This window comes from Bacteroides sp. Phil13, from assembly GCF_001940965.1.
Taxonomy (GTDB): Bacteria; Bacteroidota; Bacteroidia; order Bacteroidales; family Bacteroidaceae; genus Bacteroides; species Bacteroides intestinalis.
The window spans coordinates 83,631-98,764 of record NZ_MSHA01000070.1; the positions used below are offsets into that span (position 1 = coordinate 83,631).

Annotated in this window: 12 protein-coding genes; 2 read left to right on the plus strand and 10 right to left on the minus strand. The window is 43.6% G+C overall.

The annotated features are described in order from the left end of the window. Window positions 1–194: 194 nt before the first annotated feature. Window positions 195–1,640 carry a retropepsin-like aspartic protease gene (locus BWI44_RS13110; RefSeq protein WP_195209904.1) on the plus strand — a complete coding sequence of 482 codons (1,446 nt, stop codon included), beginning with the start codon at window positions 195–197 and terminating at the stop codon, window positions 1,638–1,640. 74 nt (window positions 1,641–1,714) lie between these two features. Here BWI44_RS13110 and porV read toward each other — a convergent pair whose 3' ends face one another. The 5 genes from porV to BWI44_RS13135 form a co-directional block, all read right to left on the minus strand. Beyond that, the gene (gene porV / locus BWI44_RS13115) at window positions 1,715–2,890 is read right to left on the minus strand and encodes a type IX secretion system outer membrane channel protein PorV (protein WP_195209903.1); all 1,176 of its coding nucleotides are present in this window, start codon (window positions 2,888–2,890) and stop codon (window positions 1,715–1,717) included. Between the two features lie 74 nt (window positions 2,891–2,964). Further along, window positions 2,965–6,801: a type IX secretion system sortase PorU gene (porU, locus tag BWI44_RS13120; protein ID WP_195209902.1), complete on the minus strand. Its 3,837-nt coding sequence runs from the start codon at window positions 6,799–6,801 to the stop codon at window positions 2,965–2,967. Between the two features lie 16 nt (window positions 6,802–6,817). Then, the gene (locus BWI44_RS13125) at window positions 6,818–7,435 is read right to left on the minus strand and encodes a fumarylacetoacetate hydrolase family protein (protein ID WP_007659602.1); all 618 of its coding nucleotides are present in this window, start codon (window positions 7,433–7,435) and stop codon (window positions 6,818–6,820) included. Then, entirely contained in the window at window positions 7,435–8,097 is a 663-nt protein-coding gene (locus tag BWI44_RS13130) for a redox-sensing transcriptional repressor Rex (protein ID WP_021967680.1), read from the minus strand. Before BWI44_RS13130 ends, BWI44_RS13125 begins: the two co-directional genes overlap by 1 nt. 97 nt (window positions 8,098–8,194) lie before the next feature. Then, a complete protein-coding gene (locus BWI44_RS13135; protein WP_195209901.1) occupies window positions 8,195–10,684 on the minus strand; it encodes a DUF5686 family protein in 2,490 nt (829 codons plus the stop codon). Between the two features lie 109 nt (window positions 10,685–10,793). On the opposite strand from BWI44_RS13135, the gene BWI44_RS13140 reads away from it, so the two are divergent. Beyond that, on the plus strand, window positions 10,794–11,141 hold the full coding sequence (locus BWI44_RS13140) for a translation initiation factor (protein WP_115503182.1): 348 nt from the start codon (window positions 10,794–10,796) through the stop codon (window positions 11,139–11,141). Window positions 11,142–11,268: 127 nt separating this feature from the next. Here BWI44_RS13140 and tsf read toward each other — a convergent pair whose 3' ends face one another. From tsf to BWI44_RS13165, 5 genes are all read right to left on the minus strand, one after another. Further along, entirely contained in the window at window positions 11,269–12,261 is a 993-nt protein-coding gene (gene tsf / locus BWI44_RS13145; RefSeq protein WP_007659598.1) for a translation elongation factor Ts, read from the minus strand. Between the two features lie 111 nt (window positions 12,262–12,372). Further along, the gene (rpsB, locus tag BWI44_RS13150; RefSeq protein ID WP_007659596.1) at window positions 12,373–13,209 is read right to left on the minus strand and encodes a 30S ribosomal protein S2; all 837 of its coding nucleotides are present in this window, start codon (window positions 13,207–13,209) and stop codon (window positions 12,373–12,375) included. A 174-nt stretch (window positions 13,210–13,383) separates the two neighbouring features. After that, the gene (gene rpsI, locus BWI44_RS13155; RefSeq protein ID WP_007210470.1) at window positions 13,384–13,770 is read right to left on the minus strand and encodes a 30S ribosomal protein S9; all 387 of its coding nucleotides are present in this window, start codon (window positions 13,768–13,770) and stop codon (window positions 13,384–13,386) included. Window positions 13,771–13,775: 5 nt separating this feature from the next. Further along, the gene (rplM, locus tag BWI44_RS13160) at window positions 13,776–14,237 is read right to left on the minus strand and encodes a 50S ribosomal protein L13 (RefSeq protein WP_007659593.1); all 462 of its coding nucleotides are present in this window, start codon (window positions 14,235–14,237) and stop codon (window positions 13,776–13,778) included. A gap of 290 nt (window positions 14,238–14,527) precedes the next feature. Continuing rightward, complete coding sequence (locus BWI44_RS13165) at window positions 14,528–15,019, minus strand: DUF4488 domain-containing protein (protein WP_007659591.1); 492 nt, start codon at window positions 15,017–15,019, stop codon at window positions 14,528–14,530. Window positions 15,020–15,134: the final 115 nt, after the last annotated feature.

Here is a 15,134-nt window from a genome sequence, read left to right on the forward strand (position 1 = left end):
TAAGAAAGGAGTTAGCTATTGGAGGAAATTCATATCCATACCGTTATGAATGAATTCACCACAGAATTCAATCGACTTGAAATCAGAATACATAAAACTTTCATCTTATCCCTTAACCCATCCAAACAATATATTCCGTATATTTGAAGAATGAATCATTAAGAAGATTGGCTAACTCTAAACAATCTGTAGTTATGAAGACAATATTACTATTTTTATTTCTCTGTATGAGCCTCAGCACATCTGCACAAACAGCTGATGAACGAGCCGGAACTTATATGAATCAGGAAAACTGGTTCAGTCTGCAACGCGAATTCGCCGTCAACAAAGACTCTTTACACCCTTTCCTGCAAGAATTCGGTCAGGCACTACTGGATAATTTCTTCAACCGTCCCCAAGCTGCCTACAAATCTATAGGCAAATTGCTGAACGAGCAACAAAGTAATATGGGCTTTGAGAATACTGCTTCCATGATTTACCTATTATCCGAAAACCTGAGCAAGCTGGGTGCTAACGACCAAGCTGCCGAAACACTGAAAAATTTCTGTGACCAGTTGGAAGGCCAGGTGGATAGTACTTTCCTTGCCGGATACCGGAGAAAAGAAAAAGAATATCACGCTTTGTCCAAATATGCCCTATACCAATGGGAGAAGCCAGATACGGATTTAGCGCTGCCCATTCGCATAGACAGTGTAGGTCCAAAAGGTTCGGGAGCCACCGCCATAGCTATGGAAGGCAGTGTGAATGGAAAAGAACGGAACTTCATATTGGATACAGGTGCAGGTGTCAATGTTGTCACCCCCGAAGTAGCAAAAGCCTGTGGCATGAAGATACTGGACGTAGAAATCACAGCAAATGGGATAGGTACGGGAAGTGGACAATTCGCCATTGCCGAAGAGATAAAAACAGGTCCGCTCGTGATGCGAAACGTACCTTTCTACGTGTTGGATATGAAAACTGGAGAAGAAAAAGCCGACCGCTACATGAAATATCTGGAAGTCATCATCGGACTGCCTTTCCTCAATCAACTTCAGGAAATACAACTGGATTTACGCAACAACCGGATGATTATTCCCAAAGAACTGACTCCCACGCCCGGCTTTGCCCCGAACATTTGTTTTACGGGAAAGAACCTCCTGAACCTAGAAATCGTATACGACCATGAGCTATTGCAAATGAACTTCGACAGCGGTTCCTGCCTCAGCCATCTCAATTATGATTACTTTGAGCAGCATAAAGACCGTATTGAACGAATAGCGGAAAGGGACTCGATGGGACTTGGCGGTTTCGGTGGTACAGCATGGGTATGCATTTACAAACTGCCGGGCGCATGCTTCCAGATAGGTGAGTATACGGGCTGTACAGACAGTCTCAACGTAGTGGCAACACCCGAACAAGATGCTCTTCACTTTGAGGGAGACGGGGTAGTGGGAATGGATTTCTTCCGGAGTTTCAGCACAATTACAATTAATCTGAAGGATATGTTCGTGAAAACCACCCCGAAAATGCAAGGAAAAAACGCAATGATCTACGATAGCAAAAAGCTACGCTTAAAACTACCAGAAGACCAACTGAATATAACAGATATACTATTGGGGATAGCAGATATATATCTGAACTACTGGAACGATCATCGCTGAATGCTCTACACATAGCTCCCTCCCTCTTCTGCCGAAAGGCACTTGTAGCCCGTAACTTGTAGCTAGTAGCTGATTTATCTTCTACGACGTCCGAACAAGTCCTTTATCCCATCCAGATCGAAACCTAACGTGAAGCGAAGTGTCTGGTCGAGCGGATTGCTTTGTGCCGTAGATACCAGGTAAGCAGCATCCAGTGAAAACACGCTCATCTTGAAACCTGCTCCGAAAGAGAAATACTTGCGGTTTCCTTTGTTCTCATGTTCCCAATGGTAACCACCACGAATGGAGAACTGTTCGTGATAGGTATATTCCAATCCCAACGACCATTGTATCTCCTGCAGTTCTTCCTTGAAACCACCGGGAGCATCACTGAAAGATTTGAAAATACCCTTAATGGGTGAGATATCATTATAATCACGGTCCAGACGTTCTTCATATTCTTCCTGTGACTCGTCTTCTCCACGGATAGGACGGGTGGGAACCATATATTTATTGGCGTCGAAACTAACTCCAATTGTATTGTAATCATCTATCGGGAACAGTAAAGAAGCACCCAAACGCAAGTTAGTAGGCAGGAACTGACTGGTATTACCGCTATCATAAGAAATCTTCGTACCGATATTAGAAGCATTCAATCCGAAAGAAAGCATGCACTCACGCTGGGCAAGTATGACGTAATTTGTATAATAGAAGGCAATGTCGGCAGCAAAAGCGGAACCGGCAGAAACTTCTTCGTCTTCCCTGTATGCCAGGTCGGAGTAAATATACCGTAATGCAACCGCTGCAGAGAAACGCTCGGAAAGCATACGTGAGTAAGCTATATCCACCGCCATCTCATAAGGTTTAATCGTATATCCCGGAGAATTCTCGTCACCGGTATATCCCACGGGTACTTCCCCCAAAGAAAAATAGCGCAAAGAACCGCTGACTGCCTGATAATCTCCGATGCGATAGTACCCTGCCAGATATGCCAAGTCAATATCATTCACCAGCTTACGCAACCAGGGAGTATATGAAACCGCCACTCCGGCACGGCTGATAGTAAACGGATACTTTGCCGGATTCCAGAATTGGGAGTTCACATCCGGATCTGTAGCCGCGCCCACATCTCCCATACCACCACCACGGGAGTCAGGGGCAATCCCCAGAGAGTTAACACCGGTATTAACAGGGTTAAACTGATTCTTGTCCTGAGCAAGAAGGTGTACGGACAAGAAAGCTATGATTAATGATAAGATGTATTTCTTCATACGATATTATTTAATTCTTCATCTGCGGATGAAGAATATCTTTTTAATACTAATTAAACAGAGAATCCCCCTGTTTATTGTGACAGGATGATGATTTTCTGTGATTTCGTACTTTCACGACTGCCATCAGAGACAATAGAAGCACGATATAGATAAACACCCGGTGCCAGGCGTTGCCCACCGTTACTACACAAATCCCATTCTACATAGTAGGTTTGTCCTTCAGATATTCCTTTCTCCATATGTGTCCACATTTCCCGCCCGGCAAAATCATACACGGACATACGGACTGAAAGTGTGGAACCGGGGCGATTGTGAGAAAGAATAAATGTAGTACTTTCACGGGCAGGACTCTGTATGCAAGTTACTGAAAAGAGACCGGGACGTAGCCCTCGAACCACCTCAAACTCTAAAGTCTTTGTAGAAGAATTATTCAGTAAATCCCAGGCACGGAATGACAATATATGTTTCCCCTCCGTAAGTTCGGGCACTGAAAAATGCACTGTACCCCGGGTATAATCTCCCGCTACCGGAGTATAATAATCATTCAGATTATAAGTCGACACCGCACTGCCGTCTATACTAAGCGAAAGGTCATGCCCGATACCATTGCCAACCGTATTGATACCATCAGCATCTTCTAACTCGGCTACGAACAAGGGAGTAGTATTGGTTTGTCCACCGGAACTGAAGTCCGGCGTATTCAGATAAATGGTTATCTTAGGGCCTAACGTATCTGCCAAAGAAATATCATCATCCGTACCGCCTACCAGGAAACGGTCGAAAGCTCCGCCCGCTTCATTAGAGTGAACAGCATCCAGAGCGTAAAGACTCAATAAGCCTTCTTCATCGGAATAATTGATATCCAACGGTACAGGGAAAGTAAACTCAAACCGCCCCTGACGAACCGAATCACTGCCTGAGAAGAGAGTTTTACTGCGCTCCGTATAAGTATAAGCCCCCTCACCACGATTATCAAGAGTGGTTACTTCTTCCTTACTATCCAGTACAGTAGGATGCACTGTGCCGGTAAAGTCTTCTGCTAAAACACCTTCGGGAGTCAGGATACGTCCTTTTACAGTAATCTTGCTACCGGCTTTCACCTGCGGATAGGTGTTTGTTTCTTCTGCTACATTCACTCCGGCAAATTCATCCACCTGTATTTGATAATCAGGATATGCCAAGGTCAAGGCAGGATCACCGATCAGAGAGAAATTCAATTTATTCTTGTCAGTAGCCAAAGATGCATCGCACTTTGAAAGCCGCATAACATCTCCCAATCGCAGGCGTTTACCTTCAGGGCGGGAAAAGATATGACGAAGGAAAGCCTGGTTTAAAGTAGAATTCTGCGCAGCATATACCACCCGGGAAGTGGTGAGCAAAGCAATAGCCCCGCCTTTGGCATTCAAGAATGCCTGCTCTCCGGCGGAAGTCTGGATATCGTCGAAACGGGTAAAGTCACAAGTAGCTGTTATCCAAAGAGGAAGACGTGGGGATGTCATTTGGGTAATATCTCCCATGTTCAGCAGATTCTCCTCTGCCCAGGCGGAAGTACTTCCGTGCCCTGTATAGTTGACTACCAGCATGCCTTTGTCGAATAATTGCAATAGGCGTTTTGTTGCATCGGGATAAGTTTCTCCGGTAGCAGAAGATTCGCGACGGAAAGCATCGGCATAGATTCTTTCAACAAGGAAGGAAGGATAATTCCGTTCTGTATAACTTGCCAGGATTTCAGATTGGGACATGTGCAGTCTGCCATCCCCGTCATCGCCCACATAGCAAACGGTGTGTTTCCACGGTCCTGCATGCTTATTTCCCATATAAGCGATGGTCTTATCAACAGTAGCTTTTGCCTCAGCAGCCGTGCGAACCGGGAAACGTCCGATACCTATATCCAGCATGGCATCTGACAGATTTTCACCTTCTCCATCATCGAGAAAGCCGAAATAATCGTCCGTTACATAGGAAGAGGTTTCCTCAAGAGAGGTTTCCGATTGATAAGATAGCAAAAAGTTTTCAGGCCGATAATTCTTCCAGGAGGAAGTCAGCATACGGTTATCATAACTGCAATCTCCGAAGAATAACAAATATTTAGGACTTTCAGCCTTATTCGGAAAACGATCATACAACATCTTCATCAAACGACGGTAAGCCGTTCCATCCGGTGTACCGGAAGAGAATTCATTGTAGATTTGCGGAGCAGCAAGAACAAGAACAGATAAGCCATCTTTTTCACGGTGTGCTTGTGCCAGCCGTTCCGCCTGTGTCATCAGGTCTTTCCGGTCGGGAGAAATGATAATCATATCCGTAGCTCCCAGAGAGTGCAGATTTTGATTTGCAATATTCCCTACCGTTTCTACCGTATCAAAGCCGAAAGCTTCTGGAGTGATGGCTACGAACTCACGCAATTTTCCTGCGGGAATGGTAAACGTATATGTGCCGCCTACAAAGCTGCCTTCCATCCTGCAAATATTTGCGGGATCGGTGACATCCCACACAACAGTAGAAGCTGTGGCACCGGAAAGTACAAATGTCGTCTCTTTATTGATGGAGGCCAAAGAACGGAAAGTAAGGTAAGGAGCATTCAGCGTAAGCGAGCGGATATAGTTCAAAGCAATATAATCCAGGCGCCCCGATGTCCCGGAAGGGCGGGTATGGGTAACGGTCACTATAGTATTCTCCGACTCTGTACCCAGCCAGGAAGTACTTATGGAGGCAGAAGTAGCTCTAGTGTAATATTGATTGTCGGAAGATATGGATGCCAGTGTAGCATTTCCTCTCGTCTTACCATTCACTGCAACCGAATAATAGGTAGATGCTCCAATGGAACGGGCAGCAAAAACTGTGGTCAGCCATACAGAATCTTCCGGAACGATACCCGGCAAACTCAACGTATAATTCTTGGTGTTACCCGTCGCATAATCATAATCTTCATATAGTTGTCTGCCGGTACTTGCCCAACTATATACTTCTTTCTCATGCAGAGCATAGGAATTAAAGGTTGTCAACCTGTTGGCAGAAGGTTCTTTCAAAGAAGAAAGGACTTCGACTTCCATTTCCGGAATATCCTCCCGGTCAGTCAGGAAATAATAGCCTTCATCGGAATAGAAATTACGTTCGCGAACAAAGTAAGTGTTATCGGAGCTCAGTTTCCAGGATACAGTGCCACGACCATAAAACAATACACCGTCTGACAAACGCAGCAAGGGGACTTCGGGCAAATCTGCTGCCGGATGTTCATTGAAACGCTGGGATAACAAATACCCACCATAACCAAATACGCGGACTTTCTCGGGTCTTGAGAATCCCATCTTCTTTAATTCGGCATTCGTGATTTTAAAGACTCCGGTATTTCTGACACCTATCTTTGTCCAATGACCTGAAGCGAGAAGCGAAGTAGTGCAATCTTTTAAAGAAGCTCTGGTTAAAGTTGTTCCCGAGCCTCGAGTGGCTGTACCCTCTCCTATTCCATCTGTCTTTGGATAGGATTTCACGGATAACTTGAACGAGTTCAGCCGTTGGTAGCTTCCTTCACGAAAAACTACAGGGACAAAACTTATGGAGAGAAAACCATGATGTGCGGAGATTTTAGTGAAGGTGTTTATCTGTGGAGATGCCGGTAAGCCCTTCCGGAAAGCAACGTCTTCATTGGGTAACTGACGCAAACTGTCGAGTCGCATTTCTAATGCTGCCACCTCACTCCGGCTTAGTTTCTGGTATTCCGGGAATTCAATTTCTACCTGATAAGTAAAAGAACGGAAATCGTTCCCTAATGGAAGTTCGCGCGTCACTACGGGAAGCGTCTGTGCAGAAGACAATTCCTGCCAGTTCAGCGTAATGAATTCCTGCGCTGAAACCGGAAGAAGAAGAGCAATAAAGCAACAAAGCAGCCAGCAACGTTTGATAAACATATCGTAATAAATTGACTCAACGAATATAAAAGTCGAGCAACTTATCTTCTCCGAGGTACCCTTGTAAATGCTGTCCTATCTGTACCGGACCTACGCCTGCGGGAGTTCCCGTAAACAACAGGTCGCCTATTTTCAGCGTCATAAAGCGGCTGACGTATGCAATAATCTCATCCACTTTGAAAAGCATATCCGAGGTATTGCCGTGCTGCACTTCCTTTCCGTCTATTTCCAGACGGAAATCAAGCTGCTGCAAATCGCCTCCAGCCTGCTCCAAAGGAACAAAAGTTCCGATAGCTGCCGAATTGTCGAACCCTTTGCAAAGTTCCCAGGGATTACCCGCTTCACGGAACTTACGTTGTAAGTCGCGTGCCGTAAAATCGATGCCTACAGTCACTGCATCATAATAACGGTTGGCAAAGCGCGGCGCAATGTTTTTTCCCAAACGGCAGATACGTACCACCACCTCAGTTTCGTAATGAACCTCATCCGAAAAATCGGGAATAAAGAAAGGCTTTCCGTCTTTCAATATAGCCGAGTCGGGCTTCATGAAGATAACCGGCTCTTTATTAACTAACGTATGCCCCAGCTCTTTATTGTGCAGTGCATAGTTCATTCCGACAGCAATAATCTTCATTATTCGATTTCGTTAAAATTCAGGCGGTTGAACATCACCGCCAAATGAGCATATAGAGAAGTATTCTGAACAACGATATTTTCCGGCACGCGGATACGGAACGGCGTAAAGTTCCATACAGCTTTGATGCCACCGGCTATCATGGTGTCCGTAATGCATTGGGCTATCTCGATAGGTACAGTCAGCACACCGATGTTCACATCATATTCGCGCATCTTCTGCTCGAATTCACTGGAATGGAAGATCGGAATTCCGTTCAATGTAGTGCCTACCAATTCCGGGTTCACATCAAATGCCGCTACAATTTCCAGCCCGAAGTGCTTCAAACCGGAGTCGCGCAACAATGCACCACCCAAGCTACCTACTCCAAACAGAAATGCTTTATGCATATCGGTAAATCCGAGGAAGTCTTCCAATACGGCTATCAGAGTATCGACTTCGTAGCCCACACGCGTACGCCCGGAGATGTTGACATACGACAAATCCTTGGCTATCTGGGAAGCATCTATATTGATTTCTTTGGATATCTGTGTAGAAGAGACGTACCGTTCGCCCCGCTGCTTGAGCAGCTTAACATTCGACAAGTACCACGGCAACCTGCGCAAAGTAGGCTCCGGCACTTTCATGCTATCCTTATATTGAATTGCCTGGTTCGTGGTCATTTTCTTCATTTCTTTAGGTTACGGGTGGACAAAAATACGTTTTTTTTGGAAAAGAATACTCCAACAGAAGAAAGTTAACATAATTTCTACAAAAGTTTTACTTATCACCAAAGAGGGATAACGGCAAACTAAGAGAAACTCCCACCGAATGGAACTTCAGGCAATCGAATCCGGCAAAGACTGCTATCCGTACCCTATCGGAAAACCCGATCGAATATCCAATCTCCGTATAGGGGCGCCGACCATATATCACAATGGAACGAAGATGCAAGGCTTCATCAAATGCTTTTCTTGACAGAAAAGGAAGATGTTTCAAAAGCAGATATGGAGTATACCAGGAGACATTAGCCTGTGTCCAGCGGGTATTAGTGGACAAAACGTAGTTATCCAGTAAACTAAACCCGGTATCGAAAGAACGTTCCGTAACCAATATGCGGGTAGAAGCGAAATGCTTAAAGTCGGGGAACTGAAGATTCTTTGCATCAAAGAATGAGCCTGCATTCACTGACCAATGCAGGCGATTGAACATACCGAATTCGATTTTCTGTTTAGCTGAGAATTGCATCAGGTGGTACGAAGTTAGATAACGGCTTCCGCTCATAGGGAAAGCTCTGTCATATTTCAAGGCAAATGTAGGATAACGGGAAGCTTCATACACTTTCTTACCTTGCGACATGTGATAGTAGTGAGCCGGAGTGTACTCCAACTCAAAAGAAGCTTTCAGGATATCATTCTCCGGCATTGGTCGAAAAGCTGTGTTTTCCGGAATATTCGGTTCGGCATCTCTTTTAAACCAACTTTTACGGATATGGTTATCCAGCATCTTCCTGCGTTGCCAGGAAAGTGAGGAAGAAAAAAGTAATCCGTTAGCCGGCTCTATTGCATGGTCAACAGTGAAGAAGGTATTCTCATAAAGCTTCAGATGGTTATGACCGAACAGGGAGCTTGACATACCGTTAATCAAACGGGATTCTCCGCTTTCCGAATTATAATCGGCGGACAGAAGACCTCCGGAAAAAGATAAATAACCACGGTTCCGGGGAGCATAATCCAGCGTCAGTTCTCCTTGTCCAATCCAGTTTTTACGGGCAGTGGTATAATAGAAAGAAGGCACAAAACGAAGTGTAGAAGATTCTGATAACTTCACTCCCGTCTTTAGCTTAACTCCTAACCAGAAGCCATCCACAAAATTATATTCGGGAATATAAGCGGAAAGACCAGGTAAAGTTAACCATGCATTTTTATTGGAAGTCCTGAAAGTCTTTCCCCACATAATGGTATTCAGTACTTGCCCGACCGCTGTTTTCTTCTCGGATTTTTCTCCGGGTGATAAGTCTTTCAGCGCAATCTTTTCTTCCTTATATTGATAACTCTGCACTTCTTCCAATCGCAACGGCACACTACGGATAGTGGTCCAATAAAGAGAATCCCGCTTATCGGCAAGCGAATCAACCTGAGTATCTTTGCGTCCGATCCGTGCCGGACGTTCAAATTTATGTTTCTTTGGCTGCGCTACTTCAGTGGCAGTTACAGTTTTTGCCATTTTATCCGTATTGGTCTCCGGCTGGATATCCGTTTTTACCTCTCTATAGTGTATTGCCGCCAGATAGGAAGCCTCTGCCTTGAAACCCATTATGTCGATGGTAGAAGAGGTAGTAATAGAAACCGGCAGAAAGACAGAAGACTGCACCTCCTTGCAAGTGATCTTAATCTTTGCTTTCAGCCCGGTGCCACGAACATTGACATCAGCAGCCGAAATGCACCACAAATCTTCTACAATGAACAGGTCTCCTTCCAGCAAACGGCTATCGTCTTTCTTGGGAATCACACGGATCTTATTTATCATTTGTCCTTCTTCCACAAAGCAAGCGTCAAGTCTGAAACGATAGTATGAAAAAGCACTTTTATTTAAAGGAGAGACTTTACCGAAAAGTTCAGGAGTATAGAGATTAACTGTAGTTATCCCCATATCCACCTGTATTTCCTCAGGAAAAGAGTTTTTATTGGCTAATACCTTATTATTCCAGATATTGGGAGCAGTAAAATTCACGATCTGCTGCTGCTCCAAGACAAACAGCTTTCCAAGCCATTCTTTTGCATCTTTCCGCACCTCTTTGGATAGTTTCAGGACAGCAGGAATAGCGATCCCTTTACCGGTTCCTTTCAGATATGTACCGGCTGTATAGCTTTTTATCTGAGTACGATAATAAGGAGCACGCGCTATCGCTTTGCGCATCACTGCATAGGCGGGATCTTCATTTCCCTTGGTGATGCTTACTTCCGGCAGGCTATAGGTACGTTCGGCAAGCACTATATCCTTCTCATAATCACGATTCAGCATTTGGAAAGTAAAGGTCTGGGATATAAATCCTAAAGAAGAGACCTCACAGGTATATTGTCCGGCAGATAATTTCGTTTGAAACCGCCCATGCTCATCGGTAGTTAAACCTGACTTCATTTCTCTTAGATAGAGGGCGGCATAAGGAACCGGCTTCCCATCAGTATCCGTAACAGTACCCTTGAAAGATTGCGAAAAAGATAGTAGAGTAACCAAAGACAATAGAAATAGCCAGATGATTCTTTTCATATTTCGTATACTTGAAGCTAATTAGCATTTTCTATTAGACGACAAAAGTCTCAAAAGATTGCAAAGTTCCACGCAAAATATTACTTTTGATTCTTAAAACAGAACGAATATGAAGAATAATGATTGGAAAGAACGGTTGAATGTGGTTTATTCTACCAATCCGGACTATAGTTATGAAATGGAAGATGATGGGGAACAAGTTACCCCGGAAGCTTCTCAACAGAAATTGCGCGTTCAGTTGGATCGCAAGAATAGAGGAGGAAAAGTAGTCACACTTGTCACGGGTTTCGTAGGTACGGAGAATGACCTGAAGGAATTAGGAAAATTGCTGAAGTCCAAATGTGGCGTAGGCGGAAGTGCCAAAGACGGAGAAATCATCGTACAAGGAGATTTCAAGCAGAAAGTGCTGGAACTACTTAAAAAGGAGGGATATACGCAGACTAAGCCGGTCGGATAATCCGGTTCACCGAAACAGACGGTCTATCAGTAAGTATATCACTTCTTCTAAAAGAAGCAAATATGCATAAAAAAACGACCGCAACGGAAATTCCCGTGCGGTCGTTTTCTATATATATTGAGTTGAATTATTCAGCTTTCAAAGTGAAACGCTTGAAATCTACAATCTTCAATTCAGGGTCAGCTGCTGCCAACACTTCTCTTACAGTCTTCTTAGAATCCATAATATTTTCCTGGTTCAGCAAGCAAACTTCTTTCAAGAACTTAGCCAGACGACCTTTAGCGATGTTCTGGATCATTTGTTCAGGCAGGTGTGCAGCCTTTTCAGCAGAAACAGTAGCAATGATTTCTTTTGCTTTTGCTACATCTTCAGCTGTAATCCAACCTTTAGCCATGTTGCTTTCCATGTGGTCTTCGCTGTCCACGTGAGCCGGATTGATATTTGCTTTCTTCAAAGCAGCCTCAACAGCTTTCTGTACCTGTTCTGCTTTTGTCTTTTCGATAGCAACTTCAATCTCTTTCTGCTTCACATCTTCAGAAACGCCGTCCTCATCAATTGCAAGAGGATTCATAGCTGCAATCTGCATAGCCACTTCCTTAGCCAACTGTTCGTTAACTTCTTTGTTGAAAGCAGCGATCGTGCAAAGACCGTTTCTATTCATGTGATTGTAAACGACAGTGCTTGCACCCTCTACAGTCAGATAGCCGTCAAGCTCCATCTTCTCACCTGTAATACCGCTACGGTCAGTCACTGCATCCTGTACAGTACCGTTACCCATCGGCAATGCTTTTACCTCATCCAAAGTCTTGCAGTTGTTAGCTACAGCAAGATCCAGAATATCTTGAGTCAATTTTATAAAATCAGCATTCTGAGCCACGAAGTCAGTTTCACACTTCAAAGCAATGATAACGGCAAAGTTACCGGTAGTCTTAGCCAGAACACAACCTTCAGAAGCTTCACGGTCTGAACGCTTAGCGGCAACAGCCTGTCCCTTCTTACGGATTATTTCCATTGCCTTGTCGAAATCGCCTTCAGCTTCCGTCAACGCATTCTTGCAGTCCATCATACCTGCTCCGGTCATTTTACGGAGTTTGGTAATATCAGCCATTGTTACAGCCATAATATATTTTCTTTTTATAATTAATATTCAAAATGATAAAATGGTAAGATGATAGGATGGTAAGACGACATTATCATCTTATCATTTTACCATCTTACCATTCAAGTATGATTAAGCCTCTTCGTCTTCCTTCAGGAAAGCAGCAGCTTTAGCTGCATTGATTGCTTCCTCATCAGATTTGTCGAGTCTTGCTTTTGTAGCTTTCTTCTTGCCTTTATTGGCAGGAGCTTCACCAGCTGCTTCCATGTCTACTTTTTCAGCTTTTCTTTCTTCCAAACCTTCCTGCATAGCAGCGCAGCAAGCATCCAGAATTACTTCTATTGATTTAGTAGCATCATCATTAGCCGGAATAACGAAATCAATGTTAGAAGGATCAGAGTTCGTATCAACGATACCGAATACGGGTATACCCAAACGGTTAGCTTCGCGAACTGCGATGTTTTCTTTCATAACATCGATAACGAACAGTGCAGACGGCAGACGAGTCAGGTCAGCAATAGAACCCAAAGTCTTGTCCAGCTTAGCACGTTGACGTGAAATCTGCAGGATTTCTCTCTTAGACAGATTAGAGTACGTACCGTCATTTGTCAATTTGTCGATGGTAGCCATCTTCTTAACAGCCTTGCGGATAGTGGGGAAGTTAGTCAACATACCGCCCGGCCAACGCTCGATTACATAAGGCATATTTACAGAGGCAGCTTTATCAGCAACCACTTGTTTAGCTTGTTTTTTAGTAGCAACGAACAGGACTTTCTTTCCTGATTTAGCAATTTGCTTCAAAGCTTCAGCAGCTTCGTCTACTTTAGCAACTGTCTTGTGGAGGTCAATGATATGGATACCATTGCGTTCCATGAAAATATAAGGAGCCATTGCAGGATTCCACTTTCTTTTGAGGTGACCAAAGTGGCAACCGGCTTCCAATAATGTATCAAAATTTGTTCTTGACATCTTGTTTTTTCTTTAAATCGTTTACTTTCTTTTTTGTTTTTTCTAAACCAACCGCCGGGTAGTCTATCATTCCAGAGTCCCGGTAGTTTAGATACTAAACGCTCTTTCAGTTGAGAGTTGAGAGATAAAAGTTGAGAATTAAGCAACTTGTCCGCCCCAACGTTTCTGCAACTCTTAACGTTTACTGAACTGGAATCTTCTACGAGCTTTCGGTTGTCCCGGTTTCTTACGTTCAACAGAACGCGGGTCACGAGTCATGAAGCCTTCAGCGCGAAGAGCAGCTTTGTCTTCAGCATTCATCTTCACCAATGCGCGGGCAATAGCCAAACGCAAAGCCTGAGACTGACCGGTGAAACCACCACCGCAAAGATTTACTTTAATATCATATTTTTCAGCAACACCCAGCTTACTCAGCGGTTGTTTTACTACATACTGAAGAATAGTTGATGGAAAGTACTCTGCAAGGTCTCTCTTGTTAATAGTAATCTTTCCTGTACCTTCGGTTACGAAAATGCGTGCAATTGCACTTTTACGTCTGCCTAATGCATTTACTACTTCCATATCTATTATTTAAGTAAGTTTATATCAATTGATTTCGGGTTCTGAGCGTCATGTTTGTGCTCGCTACCGGCATATACGTACATATTGCTCAGCAATTTAGCGCCCAATTTATTCTTAGGCAACATACCCTTTACTACTTTTCTCAACAGTCTGTCATCACCATTCGGTTTAGCCTGCAGACGAGCAGGAGTCATTTCTCTCTGACCACCGGGATAACCTGTGTATGACAAATACACTTTGTCAGTCCACTTATTACCTGTCATTTTAACTTTGTCGGCATTGATAATGATTACATTATCACCGCAATCTACGTGAGGAGTAAAGTTTGGTTTATACTTTCCTCTCAACAGTTTCGCAACTTTTGCGCCCAGACGACCCAATACTTGGTCTGTAGCGTCAACAATAACCCATTCTTTGGTTACCGTAGCTTTGTTTGCAGAAATGGTCTTGTAACTTAAAGTATCCACTCTTGATTTGTTTTTTAAATGTTACTACTAAAAAAATTCTTCATTACGGATTAGCTACCCCGGACAAAGGTAGATTAACTCGCTCTGAATTAATTGCTTATCCTTATTAGATAATAATCGGCTTGCAAAGGTACGGATTTTCCCAAAACTGGCAAACGTTTTCTTCTTTTTTTTAAAGAAGCTAACTATCAATCACAAGCAATGTTAGGACACAAAACAAGCAGTGTTACGATGCATAAGATTACTTGTTATGCATCGTAACACTGCTTATCATATTAGGACAACCCGCTTTAACGGACAATGTCTTCAGGGAATGCAGGTGGCATCATTACCCGTTTCCAGGTTTCATGATACCAGCAGTTCAGTTCGTTGCCGTTCAAATCTTTAGAAATAAAATACTTCAGATGCATAAGTCCACCCTCTCCCATCTCAAACTCCAGAACATTATCTTTATTATCCAGCATGGGCAGGTGAATGTTTTTTTCAATACTTTCCCGATAGCTATTATCCGTCAGCTGGGTATAGGTACCATATCCGGTGATTATAGCATCTTTGCCGGGAATAAGAGTGAAATTGACAATACGCCCGTCGTCACTCAACACCTTAAACGTGTTACTGGGCTTCAAAGCACCGGGAACATCCGGAATTTCAGATACATAGTGACACAACTGCCAGATACCTTTCAAATCTGCAGGTTTGAAACTCGCCTTTTTTTGTGCCATCGCTCCTGTTACCGCCAGCAGCACCGCTGCCAACATGGTAATGAAATACTTCTTCTTCATGTTCGTATATATTGGGTTAACGTATTGGCATCTGACTGTCACAAATATAAGTATTTATTTTGATATTATAACAATTTATCTATAAAAAAAGGAGGTTGTGTCAAAACTCTGGCAC